This window comes from Streptomyces sp. NPDC001927, from assembly GCF_053594455.1.
On the sequence record NZ_JBSFEN010000001.1, the window covers coordinates 427607 to 446007 of the forward strand.

Sequence of the window (18401 nt, forward strand, 5' to 3'; positions counted from 1 at the left end):
CATGGCCCGTGTTGATACCGCGAGCAATCTACTTACCTGTTAGGTAGGAGATACCTCGCAAAAGCCACTGCCGCCGACAAACGGCTCACGATGGTGTGCGGTCATGCAGAACCCCGAGCCGATCGGGCAACGGCCGCCGGAGGCCCCGGAGGCAGCTCCACGCGCGGCAGCTCCAGGACGAAGGCGGTGGCGCCCGGCTCGCTGCGCAGGGTCAGGGTCCCGCCGTGCGCGGTCACCAGGGAACGGGCCACCGCGAGGCCGAGGCCGCTGCCGCCGTTGTCGCGGCTGCGGGCCTTGTCGACGCGGTAGAAGCGGTCGAAGATCCGGCCGTGGTCGGCGTCCGGTATGCCGGGCCCCGTGTCGGCCACGATCACGCGGAGGGCCTCCGCCGTCACGCCGACCGTCACGGACACGTGCGTCCCCGCGGGCGTGTGGACGGCCGCGTTGGTGAGCAGGTTGTCGAGGACCTGGCGGATGCGGACCGGGTCGAGGCTCAGGGGCAACGGCCCGGACCCGGCGTCGAGGGTGAGCGGATGGCCGGGGTGGGCGGCGCGGAAGGCGTCGGCGGCCTGCCGGACGAGGTCCGCCAGATCGTACGGTTCAAGGCGCAGCGGCGCGTCCACCTCGGCGGCGTCGAGCCGGGCGAGCAGCAGCAGGTCGTCGAGAAGGACGCCCATGCGGGCGGCCTCGGAGCGGAGCCGGGCGAGGTGCCGGTCGCGCTCCTCGGGGACGTTGGCGGCGGCGTACTGGAACAGGTCCGCGTAGCCGCGTACGGACATCAGCGGGGTGCGCAGTTCGTGCGAGGCGTCGGCGACGAAGCGGCGCAGCCGCTGCTCGGCCTCGGCGCGCACGGCGAGCGAGTCGTCGATGTGCTCCAGCATGGTGTTGAAGGCGGTCCGCAACTCCTCGACCTCGGGACCTCCGCCGGCACGGTCCGCGCGCAGCGGCAGCCGGGCCGCCGATTCGCTGAGGTCGTGCGAGGCGATGCCGTGGGCGGTGTGCGCCATGTCGCTGAGGGGTTTCAGGCCGCGGCGCAGCAGGATCCGCCCGAAGACGACGAGGGCGAGCAGGGCGACCGTGAACGCGATCACCTGGACCGTGATCAGCTGCTCCATGGTGTCCTCGATCTCCGCCATCGGGGCGGCGCTGACCAGGACGACTCCGGGCACGACCTCGCAGGCCCGCAGCCGGTAGGCGCCCTTTCCGTCGACGTACGTGGTGCTCGTCATGTCACCGGTGGCGTCGGCGCGCGCCTGGGCGAGGGCGGTGAACCCCGCGGTGTCGTCGGGCACGTCGGCGGGCCTGCGCAGCGCGGCCGTACCGTCGCTGACGTCGTACACGGCCGTGTACCACCCGTAGTACGGCTGCCGCTTGACCGTACCGTGCTGGGCGGCGTCCTTGGCCTGGACGTTCTGCACCAGCTTCAACTGGGCGACCTGCTGGTGGCCGAGGTAGTCGCGCATGTACGCGGTCAGGCCCGTGCCGACGACGGCGAACGCCACGAGCGACAGCACGCCGAGGCCGAGCGCGAGCCGGGTTCCGAGACGGAGTCGGCGGTACGTGTCGCGCAGCCGCGGCCTGCTCATGCGGCGGCCTCCCGCACCACGTAGCCGAAGCCGCGCACGGTGTGGATCAGCGGGCTTCCGGTGGCGTCGAGCTTGCGGCGCAGCCGGCTGACGACCAGCTCGACGACGTTCGAGCGGCCACCGAATCCGTACTCCCACACGTGGTCGAGGATCTGCGCCTTGGTGAGCACGGTCGGGGACTTGCGCATGAGGTAGCGCAGCACCTCGTACTCGGTCGGCGTGAGCGTCAACCGGTCGTCCCCGCGTCGCACTTCACGTGTGTCCTCGTCCATCGTCAGATCGGCGACGCGCAGGACGGACCGCTCGTATTCCGGCCCGGAGCTGCGCCGCAGCACGGTGCGCAGCCGGGCCATCAGCTCCTCCACGGCGAACGGCTTGACCAGGTAGTCGTCGCCGCCGCGAGTCAGCCCCGCGACCCGGTCGGCGACGGTGTCGCGCGCGGTGAGGAAGACCACGGGCACCATCGTCCCGGCCGCGCGCAGCCCGTCGAGCACACCGAAGCCGTCGATGTCGGGCAGCATCAGGTCCAGGACGACGATGTCGGGGGCGAAGTCGGCGGCAAGCCGCAGCGCGTCCCGGCCCGAGTTGGCCGTGACGGCGTCCCAGCCCTCGTAGCGGGCGACCGTCGCGACGAGGTCGGCGATCGGCGGATCGTCGTCCACCACCAGCACACGTATCTTCTCCACCCGCCCATCTTGCGCCACGCGCGCGGCGGCGCGACCCCCGTCGATCAGGGCCGGGGCACTTCGATACGGAGTTGAAAGTCTCCTGACAGGGGATCGACAGGTACCTGCGGCCAAGCTCTCTCCAACGGGTCGACCGACGCGACCCGCTCGACCTGCTCGGCCAACTCGACCCACTCGATCCCGGAGGTTCCGGCCCGTGACCGCTGTTGTCCCCGCGACGTCCGCGCCGCCGTCCCCGACGCCGGCCCCGCCCGATCCCCGCTCCGATCCCCGCTCCGGGCCGCGCCCCCGGGTGGTGGCCCGCACCGGCCTGTACGCCCTGCTCGCCGCGAACGCGGCGGTCGTCGCGTACTTCTTCTCCCAGGCGGGCTTCGCGTCCAACGCGCTGATCGTCCTCGGCCGCCTCTTCGGCCTCTACGGCGCCCTGTTCATGGCCTTCCAGCTGCTGTTGGTCGCCCGGCTGCCGTGGTTCGACCGACGGATCGGCATGGACCGGCTCACGTCCTGGCACCGCGTGACCGGCTTCGGGCTGCTGTGGACGCTGGTCGGACACGGCGTCTTCATCGCCTTCGGCTACGCCGAGTCGTCCTCGCTCGGCCCGGTCGACCAGCTGATCGACCTGGCAGAGACCACCGAGGGCGTGCTGCGGGCGATCGTCGCGATGGTCCTCATCCTGGTCGTCGGCGGGGCCTCGGCCCGCTGGGCGCGGCGCCGACTCGCGTACGAGACCTGGCACTTCATCCACCTGTACACCTATGTCGCGGTGGTCCTCGCCTTCACGCACCAGGTAGCGGCCGGCACCACGTTCACGACCTCACCGGCGGCCACCGCGTACTGGTACGGCCTGTGGGGCTGCGCGCTCGGCGCGGTGTTCGTCGGCCGCGTCGCCCTTCCGCTGCGGCGGAACCTGCGGCACAAGCTGCGGGTGTCGGCGGTCGTGCCCGAGTCCGACCACGTCGTCTCGGTGTACCTGACGGGCCGCGACCTGGACCGGCTCCCCGCCCGCGCGGGCCAGTTCTTCCTGTGGCGGTTCCTGACGAAGGACCGCTGGTGGCAGGCGAACCCGTACTCCCTGTCGGCAGCCCCCGACGGCACCCACCTGCGGCTGACCGTGAAGGCATCCGGCGCGGGCTCCGCGTCCCTGCGCCACCTTCAGCCCGGGACCCGGGTCTTCGCCGAGGGCCCCTACGGCGCCTTCACCACCCTCCACCGCACCCGCCAGGACGCCCTGCTGATCGCGGGCGGAGTCGGCATCACCCCGATCCGCGCGCTCCTGGAGGAGCTGCACGGCCACGCCGTGCTCGTCTACCGCGTCTCCGCCCCGCAGGACGCGGTCCTCTACGGCGAACTGCGCGAACTCGCCGCCGCCAAGGGCGCGGAGCTGCATCTGATCAGCGGCCCGCCGACCCCCGACCCGCTGGCGCCGGACGCGCTGTCCGCGCTCGTCCCCGACCTCGCCGAACGCGACGTCTACGTCTGCGGCCCGCCCGGCATGACCGGCGCCGTGCTGCGCAGCCTGCGCACCCTGGGCGTACCCAAGCGGCAGGTCCACTTCGAACGCTTCAGCCTGGCCGGCTGACCGGCGACACAGCAGACACAGAGGACCCTCACGTGAAGCGAGCAATCCCCGCCCTGGTCCTGTCGGTCGCGGCCCTGATCCCGGTCTGGTTGTACACGCCGGGGATCGCCACGTCCTCCGAGCAGCCGCCCCCCACTCCGGCGGAGGCACTCCCCGCACCCGCCCCCTCCTCGACCTCGACCACTCCCCCGACGTCCTCCCCGACGGCGCCCTCCACCACCCAGGTGATAGCCGGCTCGACGGTCCCGACCGAGAAGGGCGAGGTCCAGGTCGAGGTGACGCTGACAGCGGGCCGGATCACCGCGGTCCGCGCACTCAAGGCGCCCCCGCACCCGCAGACCACGTCGGCCCTGCCGAAGCTGGTCGAGTCGACCCTGGAAGCCCAGAGCGCCGACATCGACGCGGTCACGGGGGCGACGATCACCAGCGACGGCTACAAGGAGTCCCTCCAGGCCGCCCTCGACAAGAAGAGCGCCTGACGTGAACCGGGTCGAGCACGTCATGGGCCTGCCGGTCTCCCTGCGCATCGACGACGCGTACGTCCCCGAGGGGGCCGCGGACGCGGTCTTCGCGTGGCTGCGCGAAGTCGACGCACGATTCAGCCCGTTCAAGCCGGACAGCGAGGTGTCCCGCCTGGACCGGGGCGAGCTGAGCACGACCGAGATCAGCGCGGACCTCGCCCATGTCCTGGAGCTGTCGGAGCAGTACCGCAAGGAGAGCGGTGGCGCCTTCGACGTACGGCTCCCGGGCCGGGGGCTTGACCCGTGCGCCGTCGTCAAGGGCTGGTCGGTGCAGCGCGCCGCCGAGCTGCTGTCGGCGGCCGGGGTACGGCGGTTCTGCCTGAACGCCGGCGGCGACGTGGTCGCGGCCGGCGGCCCCTGGCGGGTGGGCATCCGCCACCCCGAGGAGGCCGACCGGCTCTGCGCGGTCCTCGAACTGACCGACGCGGCGGTCGCCACCTCCGGCCACTACGAACGCGGCGCCCACATCCTCGACGCCCGCACCGGCCGCCCCGCCACCGGCCTGCTCTCCCTCACGGTCGTCGCCCCGACCCTCACGGAGGCGGACGCGACGGCGACGGCGGCGTTCGCTCTGGGCCCGGACGGCATCGCCTGGGCGGCCGCCCGCCCCCACTGCGAGGTCTTCGCCGTCAACACAACCGGCAAGGTCGTCCAGACGCCGGGTCTGCCCACGGCGCCCACCAATGGGCTTACGGCGGCCAGGAGTTGACGGTGGGCTCGTTCGCGGTCGGCGGCAGTTCGGTGAGGAAGGTGCGGATCTCGTCGGCCTCGGGGACGGCGAGGGCGGTGTAGAGGTCGAGGGCCTGTCGGGCGTGGTCGTGGGCGAGGTCGATGTGGCCGAGGTCGCGGTGGACGTGCGCCAGGCCGTCGTGGGCGCGGGCCTGCTCGGGGCGGTAGCTGAACTCGCGGGCGAGGGTCAGGGCGGTGTCGTGTTCGGCGGCGGCCGTGGCGAGGTCACCCATGGAACGGGCGGCTTCCGCGAGGGCGTTGAGCGACTCGGCCTCGTCCCCGGGAAAGTCGAACTTCCGGCTCAGCTCCAGGGCCTGGTGGTGATGGCGCCGGGCCTCGTCGTGGCGGCCCTGTCGTTGGTACAGCAGGCCGATGTTGTTCTGCACGACGGTCTCGCCGATGCGGGATCCCACCTCGCGGTACGCGTCCAGGGACTCCCGATGGTGCTCGTGGGCTTCCTCGTAGGCTCCTCGGCGGCCGTGGACGATGCCGAGGTCGGTCAGGCACCTGGCCTGGCCCACGCGGTCGCCGAGCTCGCGGAAGAGCGCGAGGGCCTGCGCGCTGTGGTCGTGGGCCTGGTCGAATTCTCGCCGCCGCCTGGAGACGTTGCCGAGGGCGTGCAGCGCGGCGGCCGCGGTGCCCTGGTCGCCGGTCTCGCGCGCGAGGTCCAGGGCGCTCCGGTAGTGCTCGGCCGCCTGCTCGTAGGCACCGTGCCACCAGAAGTGCACCTGGCCGAGATCGATGAGCGTACGGGCTTCGGCGGCTTTGTCGCCGCTCCGGCGGGCGGCTCGCAGTGCGAGGTCACCGAGGGCCAGCGCGTCGGCCTGGTGGGCGTGGCCGAGCAGGTAGCGGTGCAGGGTGGCGGCCAGTTGGCCGGCGTGCGGGAGCCGGTCGTGCTCGGCCGCGTGGTGGCCGGTCGCCAGGAGGTTCGCGCGTTCGGTGTTCAGCCAGGTGATCGCCTCGGCCTCGTCCTGCGGGAGCCAGGTCGGGGTGTCCGGGGCGGGGATGCGTGGCCTGCGGTTCTTGCCCTCGGGGTAGAGGTGGTCGATGGCCGCGCTCGCGGTGTGGAGATAGTGGTGGAACAGCCGCCCGAGGGCCTCGCTCCGGTCGTCGGCGGACTCCTGGGCGGCGGCGGTGGCGAGGGCGTGCTCGCGCAGCAGGTCGTGGAAGGTGTAGCGGCCCAGCTGATGCTGGGTCAGGACGTGGGCGTCCAGGAGGTCTTCGAGGAGCATCTCGGCATCGTCCAGCGGGAGGTCGGCCAGCGCGGAGGCCGCCTCGGGGCTGATGTCACGACCCGGCTGGAGCCCCAGGAGCCGGAACATGCGCTGCTGATCCGGAGTCAGCTGCTCGTACGACAGCGTGAACGCGGCCGCCACTCCACGCTCCGACGTGGCCAGTTCGGAGAGCCTGCGGCGCTGGTCGCGCAGCCGGTCGGCCAGGTACGCGACGGTCCAGCGGGGCCGGTGGTGCAGGCGGGCGGCGGCGATGCGGACGGCCAGCGGCAGGAAGCCGCACAACTGCAGGACATCGAGGACGGCGAGGGGTTCGGCGGCCGCCCGTTCGCCGACGATCGCGGTGAACAACTCCACGGCGTCCGCGGCGGGCAGTACGTCCAGGGACAGAGCGTGGGCCCCGTCCAGGTCGGTCAGCCGGCGACGGCTGGTGATCAGGACGAGGGCGCGGGAGGTTCCGGGCAGCAACGGGCGTACCTGGTCGGCGCCGAGGGCGTTGTCGAGCACGGCGAGGACGCGTCGGCCGGCGAGTTCGGACCGCCACAGCGCGGCGCGATCGGCGACCGACGCGGGTATCTGCTGGGCGGGCAGGCCGAGTTGTCCCAGGAGGAGTTCGAGCGCGGCACCGGCGTCGAGCGGCGCCTGGCCCGCGGTGTGCGCCTGCAGGTCGACGAAGAGCTGTCCGTCCGGGAACTGTTCCGCGAGGCGGTGCCCCAGGTGGACCGCCAGCGTCGTCTTGCCGACCCCGGCCATCCCGTCGATGGCCGAGATCGTCACGACGCCGCCGTTGTTGCCCGACCACAGGCGGATCAGCCCGTCGAGCTCGCCTTCGCGTCCGGTGAAGTCCGGGACGTCGTACGGCAGGAAGTTGATCCCCTGCGGCTTCGCCGGCGGCGGCGCGGTGACCGGCGGCTGTAGATCGGGGGCGTCCCGCAGGATGTCCTGTTCGAGCTTGCTGAACGCGTGGCCAGGGTCGAGGCCCTGCTGTTCGGCGAGGGTGGCCCGGAAGGTTCTCGCCGCCTCCAGCGCGTCGGTCTGGCGTCCGGCGCGGTGCAGGGCGAGCATCAGCTGGCAGCAGAGCCGCTCCCGCAAGGGGTGGGCCGCCGCGTGGACGGACAGTTCGTCGATGAGGTCCTCGTGCCGGCCCCTGGCCAGTTCCAGCTCGGCCAGGCGCTCGACGGCGGTCAGCCGCTGCCCGGTCAGACGGGCTCGGGCGCCCTCGGCGTAGTGGGCGGTGATGCCGGCCAGCGGCTCGCCCTGCCACAGGGCCAGCGCGGCACGTATCTGATCCGCGAAGTCCGCGGAGTCCGCCGCGTCCCCGGTGTCCCCAGCGCCCCCTGGGACGTCGGAGACGGCCGGGGCCTTGGCGACCAGGCCGGTGAACTCGTCCAGATCGAGCTGTCCAGGCTCGGGAGTGATCACGTACCCGGCGGGCCGCGTGGCCAGCATCCCGTCGGCTCCCGAAGCGCGCAGCATCCGTCGGATCGCGGCGATCGTGGTCTGGATCTGTGCGCGGGCGGAGTCCGGCGGCAGCGGCCCCCACATGGCGTCGATCAGGCGATCCGTACTGATCACGACCCCTGCGTGCAGCAGCAGATAGGCGAGCACGGCGCGATGCCGGGGTGCCAGGCCGGGCGCGTCCGAACCGGGTGCCACGGCCTCCACCGGTCCGAGGATCGTGAACCGCATGCCGTCACTCCAGGGGTCGCCGGCTCGTGCATCGAGGAAGCATCGGGAATGTATCAAGATCGACCTGCATGGTTACCGGCATGTCACTCCACACCGTCGAACCGGAGATCGCGACCGGTGAGTCCGCGGCTCTGTTCACCGCCACCCACCAGGCCCTGGGGGTCGTCCCCAACCTGGCCAGGGTGATGGCCAACAGCCCGGCCGTACTGAAGGGGTACGTGGACCTCCTCACCACCCTGAACACGGAGGGGACCCTGTCGGCGGCCGTGCGCGAGAGCATCGCGCTTCTGGTGGCGCAGGAGAACGGCTCCGACTACTGCCTGTCCGTGCACACGTTCCGCGGGACCAGGACGGCCGGTCTGAGTACGACGGAGGCCACCCTGGCGCGCCGGGGCAAGGCCGACGACCCCTGGGCCGCCGCCGTCCTGGACCTGGCCGCCGTCGTGGTCCGTGACCGCGGAACCGTCGCCGACGAGCAGCTGGCCGCGGCCCGCCGCACGGGCCTGTCCGACGGACAGATCGTCGAGGTCGTCGCCCATGTCGCGCTCAACGTGTTCACCAACTACCTCGCGGCGGCCGCCCGTGTCGCCATCGACTGGCCGCTCGTACGCCACACCGACTGAAGGAACCATCACCTTGCCCACATCGATACAGATCAACCAGCTCCACAGCGTTTCGGCCGCCGAGGCCCTCGCCTGGCACCAGGTCGTCGTGGCCTCGATGGCCCACGACCTGCCCGGAGAGCCGACCCCCGACCCCGGACAGATCCACGCCCAGCTCACCGGGCCCGCCCTGGGCAGCCACCGGCTCACCTGGCTGGCCACGGACGCGGACGGCGCCCCGGTCGGCGTCGCCGCCCTGCGGGTGTTCACCTCCCCCGGTCAGGATCACCTGGCCGAACTGGAACTCCACGTCGACCCCGCGCACCGCCGCCTGGGAACCGGCTCCCTCCTGCTGGAGGCGGTCGTGGCGGCCTGCCGCACCGAGAACCGGCGCAGCCTGATCACGACGGCCCCGGCCGACGGCCCGGGCGAAGCCTTCGGCGCACGGCGGGGCTTCCGCCGCGCCCTGACCCTGAACCACCTCACGCTGCGCCTCGACGAGCCCGCCCGGGCCGACCTGCTCCGGTACGCCGATGCCGAGCACCCCGGCTACCGGCTGACCGGCTGGACCGGAACGGTTCCCGACGGCCTCGCCGACGCCTTCGCCGCGGCCAAGAACGCCATGAACGACATGCCCGTCGGTGACCTGGACTACGGCAGCGTGGCCTGGGACGCGGACCGCGTCCGCGCCATGGCCAAGGTGGTAGCTGATCGCGGGGATTCGCTGCTGACCCTCGCGGCCGTCCACGACGACGGCACCATGGCCGGCTACACCGAGATCCTGCTCCCGCAGGGCGCCGGGCCGCGCGCCCAGCAGTACGACACGGCGGTGGTTCCCGAACACCGCGGCCACGGGCTCGGGTTGTGGGTCAAGGCCGCCATGGTGCGCCGGCTGGGCGCCGAGCACCCCGACGTCGTCGAGATCGAGACGGACAACGCCGACGACAACGTCCACATGCTGGCGGTCAACGACCGGCTGGGGTTCCACGCCTACCGCCGTACGCGCGAGTTCCAGCTCGACGTGCCCACGACCTGACCGTATCCACACCCACACCCACCTAGAAACGAGAAGCACTTGCGCAAGCTGATCTACTACATCTCCGCCACCCTCGACGGCTTCATCGCAGGACCCGAGGGCCAGTACGACTTCCTCCCCTTCGACGGGGAGGAAGCGGCGGCGATCCTGGCGGACTTCCCCGAGACCATGCCCACGCCCGCACGTGCGCCGTTCGGCGTCGCCGACCGGCCCGCCCAGCGGTTCGACACCGTCATCATGGGCCGCGCGACCTACGACCCGGGCCTGAAGGCCGGGCTCACCAGCCCGTACGCCCACCTGACGCAGTACGTCGTCTCCCGCACGCTCGTCAGCCCCGATCCGGCGGTGACCGTCGTCGACGACCCGGTCGCGCTCGTCCGAGAGCTCAAGGAGCAGGACGGCGGCCTGGACATCTGGCTGTGCGGCGGCGGCAAGCTGGCGGCCGTCCTGCGCGACGAGATCGACGAACTGATCATCAAGCGCCACCCGATCTTCCTCGGCTCCGGCATCCCCCTGTTCGACGGCCCGTTCACTCCGACGAGGTTCGCGCCGGTCGGCACGCGATCTTTCAACTCCGGTTTCTCCCTCACTCACTTCGCGAAGGTGCAGTCATGAACGTCTCCTCCTCCACCCTCTCCCTGACCGTCGCCGACGTGGACGCCTCCCGCGCGTTCCTGTGCACCCACCTCGGCTACGAGGTGGCCATGGCCGACGACGGATTCGCGTCCCTGACCCGCGGGGACGCCGCCGTCGATGTCGTCCTGCTCCGCGCTGGTACGGAGGTCCTCCCGCCCGAGCAGCGCGACCAGCGCGCGGCCGGTCTGATCCTGGCGCTCACCGTCACCGACCTCGCGGCGGAGGAGGCCCGGCTGCGCGCGGCGGGCGCCCCCATCACCATGCCGCTGCGTGAAGAGCCGTGGGGCGAGCGGCTGTTCCAGATGACCGACCCGAACGGCGTCGTCGTCCAGCTCGTCGAATGGGCGGCGTGACCACGGGGTCACAGCCACAGAATCCACGGAATCCGAGTAAGAAACCACAGAAGCAGGAGATTCACGAAGTGCGAGTGCTGTTGTCGACGTATGGGTCGCGTGGGGACGTCGAGCCGCTGGTGGGGCTCGCGGTCCGGCTGAGGGAACTCGGTGCGGAGGTGCGGGTGTGCGCGCCGCCGGACGAGGACTTCACGGAGCGGCTCGCCGGGGTGGGCGTGTCCGTGGTGGGTGTCGGGCAGTCGGCGCGCGCGCTGACGACCGCGGCTCCGCCGCCGTCGAAGGCCAATCTGCCGCAGCGCGCGGCTGAACTGATCGCCAGTCAGATGCGGGTGATGCCCGCGGCGGCCGAGGGATGCGACGTCCTGATGGCGACGGGTGCGATGCCGGCCATCGCCGGGGCGCGGTCGGTGGCCGAGAAGCTGGGCATCGGCTATGTGTCCGCGATCTTCCAGCAGTTGACGCTGCCGTCGCCGCACCGCCCGCCGCTTGCCTACCCCGGGCGGCCGTTCCCGCCGGAGGTGACCGACAACCGGGCCCTGTGGGAGCTGGACGCGCAGAGCATCGACGCGCTGTTCGGTGAGGCGCTGAACACCAACCGGGCGTCGATCGGCCTGCCCCCGGTGCGCAACGTCCGCGACTACGGCTTCGGCGACCGGCCGTGGCTGGCGACGGACCCGGTGCTCGACCCGTGGCTGGAGACGCCGGACCTCGACGTCGTACAGACCGGCGCGTGGACGCTGCCCGACGAGCGGCCGCTCCCGGCGGACCTGGTGGCCTTCCTGGAGGCCGGCGCGCCGCCGGTGTACGTCGGGTTCGGCAGCATGGCCGTACGTGCGGGTGAGGAGGCGGCCCGGGTGGCCATCGAGGCGGTCCGCGCGCAGGGCCGTCGGGTGCTCGTCGGGCGCGGCTGGGCGGAACTGGGCCTGATCGACGACCGGGACGACTGCTTCGCCGTCGGTGAGGTCAACCACCAGCGGTTGTTCGGCCGTGTGGCCGCCGTCGTGCACCACGGCGGTGCGGGTACGACGACGACGGCCGCCCGGGCGGGCGCTCCGCAGGCGGTGGTGCCCCAGCTGGCGGACCAGCCGTACTGGGCCGCCCGCGTGGCCGACCTGGGCATCGGCGCGGCGCACGACGGCCCGACCCCGACGTTCGAGTCCTTGTCGGCGGCGCTGAGGACGGCCCTGGACCCAGAGACGGAGGCACGGGCGAAGGCCGTGGCCGCCAGGGTCCACACCGACGGTGCGATGCGGGCGGCACGGCTGCTCCTCGACACCGTCGGCTGAAGAACTCCCCCCACTACGGACAGAATTGAGCAACACGACATGCGTGTGCTGTTGATGGCGTACGGATCCCGCGGCGACATCGTGCCGCTGGCGGGGTTGGCGGCGCAGTTGCGGACCCTCGGCGCGGAGGTGCGCGTGTGCGCGCCGCCGGACGAGGAGTTCGCGGAGCTCCTTGCCGGTGTCGGCGCGGAGCTGGTGCCCTTCGGGCGGGACGTACGGGCGCTGCGGACGGGGGCTCCGCCGTCGGACGCGGCCGCGTTCGCGGCCGAGTTGGTCGCCGCGCACTTCGACACGGTCGGCAAGGCGGCCGAGGGCTGTGACGTGCTGGTGGCGAGCGGTCTGATGCCGGCCGGCGCGCGCTCGGTGGCCGAGAGGCTGGGCATCCGGTACGTGTACGTGGGCTTCCACCCGTTCGAGATGCCCTCCGCGCACTACCTCCCTTCGGGGCGGCCCGGCCCGCCGCCTCCTGCCGACATGACCGACAACCAGGCCCTGTGGGACTTCGACGCCGAGAAGGTCGACGCCCTCTACCTCCAACCCCTCAACACCCACCGCGCGGCGATCGGCCTCGCACCGGTGGCAAACGTCCGCGACCACGTCTTCACCGAACGGCCGTGGCTGGCGGTCGACCCGGTCCTCGGCCCGTGGCAGCACCTGACCAACCTCGACCTCGTACAGACCGGCGCGTGGATCCTGCCCGACGAACGCCCCCTGTCCGCGGACCTGGAGGCGTTCCTGGACGCCGGCACGCCACCGGTGTACGTCGGCTTCGGCAGCATGCCCATGAGCACGGCCACGGACATCGCCCGGACGACCGTCGAGGCGGCCCGCGCGCAGGGCCGACGCGTACTCGTCTCCCGCGGCTGGGCAGACCTGGGTCTGGTGGACGACGCGGACGACTGCTTCGCGGTCGGCGACGTCAACCACCAGGCTCTGTTCCGCCGGGTAGCGGCCGTCGTACACCACGGCGGCGCGGGCACCACGACCACGGCCGCCCGAGCGGGCGCACCACAGGTGGTGGTCCCCCAGTTCGTCGACCAGCCGCACTGGGCCGCGCGCGTGGCCGAGTTGGGGATCGGCGCGGCCCACGACGGCCCGACCCCGACCTTCGCATCCCTGTCGGCGGCACTGAGGACGGCCCTGACCCCGGAGACGGAGACGAGGGCGAAGGAAGCGGCAGCCACGATCCGCACGGACGGCGCGGAGGTGGCCGCGAAGCTGCTCCTCGACACGGACGGCCACGCCGCGATGAGCCGCGAGCAGATCTCCATGATCGCCCACACCGACCACCCGATAAAGTCCCCGCTCGCCGACGACTCGGTCACCCGTCTGCTCGCACACGGCCTCCCTCGGGGCGACGAGCGCGTGCTCGACCTCGGCTGCGGTACGGCGGAATGGCTCCTGCGCGCCCTGAAGACCCACCCGCACGTGCGAGCCGAAGGCGTCGACGTCTCCGAACTCTCTCTGACCCAGGCCCGCGAGGCGGCGACCGATCGCGGAGTGGACGACCGCCTGACCCTCCACCGCCAAGAGGCGGCGGACTTCACGTCGACACACCCGTACGACCTGGTGATCAGCGTCGGCGCGGCCCACGCCTTCGGCGGCCTCCTCCCCACCCTCGCGGCGGCCCGCGAGCACCTGGCCCCCGGCGGCCGCGTGCTGATCGGCGAGTCGTTCTGGGACCGTGCCCCTTCGCCGGCGGCGGTCGAGATGTTCGGCGACCTCGCGGACCTGGCGACCACGGTGGACCGCGTCGTCGCCGACGGCTGGACCCCCGTCCACGGCCACGTGAGCACCCGCGCTGAGCTGGACGCCTACGAGTGGGCCTGCTGGGGCTCCCTGGCCTCCTGGGCCCTGGACCACCCCACCGACCCGGCCGCCGCCCAGGCCCTGGAGACGGCGAACGCCCAGCGTTCGCAGTGGCTGCACGGCTACCGGGACAGCTTCGGCTTCCTCTGCCTGGTCCTGCGCCGGGCATAGGGGCACGGGTCGGGGGGCGGGACACCAGCGTCGAGGATGCCCGCCCGGCGGGCCGGTCTCGGGGATCCTGACAGGGATCGAAGTCCGTTCCGCACCCCGGGAGGTGTGTCGTCGACAGATCCGCCTCCGCGCTGCTCGGCGTGTACAAGGGGTTCGGCGCCGAGGCCGTCGCCGCGACGGTCCGGCACGAGAGCCTGCTGGGCCGGCCCGTCGAGATCGGCAACGACTATCTGCCGCACGGAAGTTGGAAGGAGTTCGACCCGGCGACGATGCGCCGGTATCAGCTCGATCCGTGGCGCGCCTGGCGGGACGAACGCCCGGGCTCGGCGTTCGTGTACGGCATTCCGCCGCTGGTCGACGGTTTCGACGGTGCGTTCGCGCGGGGGGTGGCGGGCGAGTTCGACGCCGCATACGGGCGGGCGGCACGGGCGATGGTGGAGTCGGGGCACGGCGACGCGGTCGTCCGGCTCGGCTGGGAGCCGAACAACCGGGCGATCGGCCCGTGGCAGGCGACGGACGACCCAGCCGGCTACGCGGCTCTGTTCCGGCACGTCGTCGACGTGTTCCGCGCGACACCGGGGGCGTGCTTCACGTTCGAGCTGTCGAGCTCGCTCGGAGTGCAGCCAGGACGGCGGCTGCGCGCCTTCGCCGACTACTACCCGGGGGACGGGTACGTCGACTGGCTGGGCATGAACGCCTACGACCTCAAGTGGGGCGCCGCGACGGTGTCCCCGGCCGACCGCTGGGCCTGGATCCGGTCGCAGGAGTCGGGCCTCGACGCACATGTGGCCTTCGTCCGTGCGCGCGGGAAGCGCAATGTGTGCTCCGAGTGGGGTCTGTACCGCCGCGGGGACGCGTTCGCGGGCGGCGGGGACAACGCGTACTTCGTCGATCGGATGGTCGAGTACTTCTCCTGGGGCGAGGTCGCGTACCAGTCGTACTTCGACCACGACTGGGGCGGCGGCACCCTGACGGACTTCCCCGCGGCGCGGGCCGCGTACGTGGGGTGGTTCCGGTGACCACGCACGGGCGACGCACCTGGGCGGAGCCGCGCCTTTCGAACTCACGCACCAAGGTCACATGTGCGCATGCGCCGGTCGTCGATCGGGCATACGCGACCCGACCTCACACATGCGTGTGACCCGGACGGATTACGCCGTTCGAAAGCGGGATGAGCCCCGAACTGGGCGGTGACCCGGTGCACTGCCCCACATGACCGCCGCCGAACAGCCCAGCCCTCGAGTTGCCTCCGCAAAAATCACAACACATGCCCATATTCTCGTCCTACCTTCCGAGGGCGCTCCGCTTGTCGGCTCGTCCGGTCATCTGCCATTCACCTGTCCGTGCAAGCGGGGCGTGAGGCCATTCCGCTTCTCATTCCTGGAGAAACACATGCGCGTTGCCGTAACCGGTGGCGGTGGTTTCCTTGGGTCACACTTGTGCGAGGCGCTCCTGCGGCGCGGCGACTCAGTGGTGTGCCTGGACAATTTCTCGACCGGCGACCCCGCGAACATCGCACATCTCCGGTCCAACCCGGCCTTCGACTTCCAGCACGCCGACGTGAGCGTGTCCATGGAGGTCGCGGGCCGCATCGACGCCGTCGCCCACCTGGCGTCCCCCGCCTCCCCACCCGACTACCTGCGTCAGCCGCTGGAGACTCTCGCCGTCGGCAGCCGCGGCACGGAGAACGCGCTGCGTCTGGCGCTGCGCCACGACGCCCGTTTCATCCTCGCGTCGACGAGCGAGATCTACGGCGATCCCCTGGTCCACCCGCAGGAGGAGGCGTACTGGGGCAACGTCAACTCCATCGGCCCGCGCAGCGTCTACGACGAGGCGAAACGATACGCCGAGGCGGTCTCCGCCGCTTACCGCCGCACGCACCACCTCAATGTCGGCATCGCACGGATCTTCAACACCTACGGCCCGCGGATGCGCCCGCACGACGGCCGTGTGGTGTCCAGCTTCATCACCCAGGCCCTGACCGGGGAACCGCTCACCATCTACGGCGACGGCAAGCAGACCCGCAGCTTCTGCTACGTTGACGACCTGATCCGCGGTCTCGTCGCGCTCCTCGACTCGTCCGAGATGGGCCCGTTCAACCTCGGCAATCCGGTCGAGCGCACCGTCTCCGAGCTCGCCGAGATCGTGCTGACCATGACCGGCTCGTCCTCCGAGGTGAAGTACCACCCGCTGCCGGTCGACGACCCGGTCCGCCGCCGCCCCGTGATCGACCGCGCCCGCGACGTGCTGGGCTGGGAGCCGGAGGTCGACATCACCGAGGGCCTGCGCCGGACCGTCGCGTACTTCAGCGCCCGCCCGGACCGGCTCGGCGCGTCCGCCGCGGCGATCCGCGGCGGCCAGGGCGAGACGGTCCCGCTAGACGCGGTCAAGACCATGATCACCACGCCGCAGACGATCCCCGGCCCGCAGGCCGCGGCCACCGGCGTGGCGTCCGGCTCGCCCGCGTCGGGGAGCTGATTCCGCGCCGCGGCCGAACGGTCCGCCGGCCCGGCCGCGGCGCGCCCCCGACGCCCGCTCCCTCCCCTGCCCCACGGCCCGAATCGAACCGCCCGGAGAACTCGCTGTCATGACGTCGTTGGAGCAAGGTCCCGCGCTCGGGACCGGCACCGCCCAGGATCTCCCCGTCCTCGCCCCCGCCCCGGGTTCACCGGACGAATGGGCAGCGCTGGGGAACGAGATCAAGGCCCTCTCGAACGGCTCGGTGGCCTCCATCGGCCCGGACGGACCCGTCCTGGCGATGCCTCGGCACAACTTCGAGACCCGCCCGAACAGCTTCGTGCGGGCGTTCTCCCGGGGCGACCGCTTCCTGGTCGCCCTGCTCTCCCTGGGCTGGGCGACCTGCCTGGTCTGGTTCTGGACGTGGTGGCTCGAGCCGTCCCACCGGATCGGCTGGCTCGGTCTCGTCGTCAACAGCGCCCTGCTGCTCTACCTGGCCTACCTGCCGGTGCACTTCCTGGTCGCGCTGATCCGGATGCGGCGCTTCGACCCGGCCGTCGAGGTGCCGGTCCTGCGCACCGCGTTCGTCGTCACCCGTGCCCCGTCCGAGCACTGGGACATCGCCCGGGCGACCCTGGACGCGATGCTCGGCCAGGAGTTCCCCCACGCCTACGACGTCTGGCTGTGCGACGAGGACCCCAGTGAGGAGATCCTCGCCTGGTGCCGCGCCCACGGCGTCGGCGTCTCGTGCCGGCGCGGCCGCGCCGACTACCACCGGGCCGACTGGCCGCGGCGGACCCGGTGCAAGGAGGGCAACCTCGCCTTCTTCTACGACCACTGGGGGTACGAGCGCTACGACGTCGTCGCCCAGCTCGACTGCGACCACGTGCCGCACCCCCGCTACCTCGCCGAGGTGGTCCGCCCCTTCGCCGACCCGGCCATCGGCTACGTCGCCGCCCCCAGCGTCTGTGACGCCAACGCCGATCAGTCCTGGGCGGCCCGCGGTCGGCTTCAGCGCGAGGCCCTCTTCCACGGCCCCGTGCAGCTCGGCTACTCCGCCGGCCTCGCCCCTCTGTGCATCGGCTCCCATTACGCCGTCCGCACCAGGGCGCTGCGGGACATCGGCGGCCTCGGCCCCGAGCTCGCCGAGGACTTCTCGACCTCCTTCCTGCTCAACTCGGCCGGATGGCAGGGCGCGTTCGCGATCGACGCGGAGGCACACGGCGACGGTCCGATCACGTTCGGCGCGATGATCACCCAGGAGTTCCAGTGGTCGCGCAGCCTGGCGGTGATGTTCTTCGGGATGCTGCCGCGCCACCTGAGCCGTATGCCCGGCAAGCTGCGCCTTCGGTTCTCCTGCGCGCTCCTCTACTACCCGCTGCTCGCCCTGACGACCACGCTCGGCATCCTGTTGCCGCCGATCGCGGCGCTCACCGGCACCCCGTGGATCAACGTCAACTACTTCGAGTTCCTGGCCCGCTTCTGGACCATGTCCGTCTGGCTGATGCTGCTCACCCTGCTCTGCCGGCGGCGCGGCCTGCTGCGCCCCAAGGACTCCCCCGTGGTCAGCTGGGAGATCTGGCTCTTCGGTCTCGCCCGCTGGCCGTATGTCGCCTGGGGCGTCGGCGCGGCCCTGATGCAGAAGCTGCGGCCCCGTCCGATCACCTTCAAGGTCACGCCGAAGGAGCGCGACGGTCTCGAGCGGCTTCCGCTGCGCGCCGTGGCCCCGTACCTGCTGATCACCACGGCCCTGTCGAGCGCCGCTGTGGTCGGCCAGTTCACCGGCCCCGCCGTGGGCTACGTCTTCCTCTGCATCCTCGGCGCCTTCTCGTACACGGCGGTGACGCTCGCGATCGGTGTGCTGCACATCGGCGAGACGGCACGCGCCGCGGGCGTCCGGCGCCACCGGGCGCTGCGGACCGCCGCCGCCCCGCTGTCGGCCGGGCTGCTCTCCCTGGTGCCCCTGGCGCTCGCCGTCGTCGTCTTCCCCACCTACCTCGCCGGCTTCTACGCCTGGTGACGGCCCTCG

Annotated in this window: 15 protein-coding genes and 1 pseudogene; 13 read left to right on the plus strand and 3 right to left on the minus strand. The window is 72.0% G+C overall.

Annotation, left to right across the window (positions count from 1 at the left end; genetic code table 11):
- Positions 1 to 101: 101 nt before the first annotated feature.
- The gene (locus ACWCO8_RS01660) at positions 102 to 1586 is read right to left on the minus strand and encodes a sensor histidine kinase (RefSeq protein WP_451030419.1); all 1485 of its coding nucleotides are present in this window, start codon (positions 1584 to 1586) and stop codon (positions 102 to 104) included.
- Positions 1583 to 2272 carry a response regulator transcription factor gene (locus tag ACWCO8_RS01665; protein ID WP_451030420.1) on the minus strand — a complete coding sequence of 230 codons (690 nt, stop codon included), beginning with the start codon at positions 2270 to 2272 and terminating at the stop codon, positions 1583 to 1585. Before ACWCO8_RS01665 ends, ACWCO8_RS01660 begins: the two co-directional genes overlap by 4 nt.
- Before the next feature lie 292 nt (positions 2273 to 2564).
- Here ACWCO8_RS01665 and ACWCO8_RS01670 point away from each other — a divergent pair, with 292 nt between their 5' ends.
- Genes ACWCO8_RS01670 through ACWCO8_RS01680 form a run of 3 tightly spaced genes read left to right on the plus strand, consistent with a single transcriptional unit; the run spans position 2565 to position 5081 of the window.
- Positions 2565 to 3851: a ferredoxin reductase family protein gene (locus tag ACWCO8_RS01670; RefSeq protein WP_451030878.1), complete on the plus strand. Its 1287-nt coding sequence runs from the start codon at positions 2565 to 2567 to the stop codon at positions 3849 to 3851.
- A gap of 32 nt (positions 3852 to 3883) precedes the next feature.
- The gene (locus ACWCO8_RS01675; RefSeq protein WP_451030421.1) at positions 3884 to 4330 is read left to right on the plus strand and encodes an FMN-binding protein; all 447 of its coding nucleotides are present in this window, start codon (positions 3884 to 3886) and stop codon (positions 4328 to 4330) included.
- Between the two features lies 1 nt (position 4331).
- Complete coding sequence (locus ACWCO8_RS01680; RefSeq protein WP_451030422.1) at positions 4332 to 5081, plus strand: FAD:protein FMN transferase; 750 nt, start codon at positions 4332 to 4334, stop codon at positions 5079 to 5081.
- Here ACWCO8_RS01680 and ACWCO8_RS01685 read toward each other — a convergent pair.
- Entirely contained in the window at positions 5062 to 8022 is a 2961-nt protein-coding gene (locus ACWCO8_RS01685) for an AfsR/SARP family transcriptional regulator (RefSeq protein WP_451030423.1), read from the minus strand. The two genes, ACWCO8_RS01680 and ACWCO8_RS01685, sit on opposite strands and share 20 nt — an antisense overlap.
- Before the next feature lie 80 nt (positions 8023 to 8102).
- On the opposite strand from ACWCO8_RS01685, the gene ACWCO8_RS01690 reads away from it, so the two are divergent.
- The 10 genes and pseudogenes from ACWCO8_RS01690 (at position 8103) to ACWCO8_RS01735 (ending at position 18392) form a co-directional block, all read left to right on the plus strand.
- The gene (locus ACWCO8_RS01690; protein ID WP_451030424.1) at positions 8103 to 8645 is read left to right on the plus strand and encodes a carboxymuconolactone decarboxylase family protein; all 543 of its coding nucleotides are present in this window, start codon (positions 8103 to 8105) and stop codon (positions 8643 to 8645) included.
- A 13-nt stretch (positions 8646 to 8658) separates the two neighbouring features.
- Positions 8659 to 9660, plus strand: a complete 1002-nt coding sequence (locus tag ACWCO8_RS01695; protein WP_451030425.1) for a GNAT family N-acetyltransferase — start codon at positions 8659 to 8661, stop codon at positions 9658 to 9660.
- Positions 9661 to 9699: 39 nt separating this feature from the next.
- Complete coding sequence (locus tag ACWCO8_RS01700; protein WP_451030426.1) at positions 9700 to 10275, plus strand: dihydrofolate reductase family protein; 576 nt, start codon at positions 9700 to 9702, stop codon at positions 10273 to 10275.
- On the plus strand, positions 10272 to 10649 hold the full coding sequence (locus ACWCO8_RS01705; RefSeq protein WP_362012888.1) for a VOC family protein: 378 nt from the start codon (positions 10272 to 10274) through the stop codon (positions 10647 to 10649). Before ACWCO8_RS01700 ends, ACWCO8_RS01705 begins: the two co-directional genes overlap by 4 nt.
- Before the next feature lie 68 nt (positions 10650 to 10717).
- Entirely contained in the window at positions 10718 to 11935 is a 1218-nt protein-coding gene (locus tag ACWCO8_RS01710; RefSeq protein WP_451030427.1) for a glycosyltransferase, read from the plus strand.
- A gap of 39 nt (positions 11936 to 11974) precedes the next feature.
- Positions 11975 to 13174: pseudogene (locus ACWCO8_RS01715) on the plus strand (glycosyltransferase); the annotation flags it as partial.
- 9 nt (positions 13175 to 13183) lie between these two features.
- The gene (locus ACWCO8_RS01720) at positions 13184 to 13915 is read left to right on the plus strand and encodes an SAM-dependent methyltransferase (protein WP_451030879.1); all 732 of its coding nucleotides are present in this window, start codon (positions 13184 to 13186) and stop codon (positions 13913 to 13915) included.
- A 140-nt stretch (positions 13916 to 14055) separates the two neighbouring features.
- Positions 14056 to 14934, plus strand: a complete 879-nt coding sequence (locus tag ACWCO8_RS01725; RefSeq protein WP_451030428.1) for a hypothetical protein — start codon at positions 14056 to 14058, stop codon at positions 14932 to 14934.
- A gap of 373 nt (positions 14935 to 15307) precedes the next feature.
- Positions 15308 to 16393 (plus strand): UDP-glucuronic acid decarboxylase family protein, encoded by a 1086-nt coding sequence (locus tag ACWCO8_RS01730; protein ID WP_451030429.1) that lies wholly within the window; start codon positions 15308 to 15310, stop codon positions 16391 to 16393.
- Between the two features lie 109 nt (positions 16394 to 16502).
- Complete coding sequence (locus ACWCO8_RS01735; RefSeq protein WP_451030430.1) at positions 16503 to 18392, plus strand: glycosyltransferase family 2 protein; 1890 nt, start codon at positions 16503 to 16505, stop codon at positions 18390 to 18392.
- Positions 18393 to 18401: the final 9 nt, after the last annotated feature.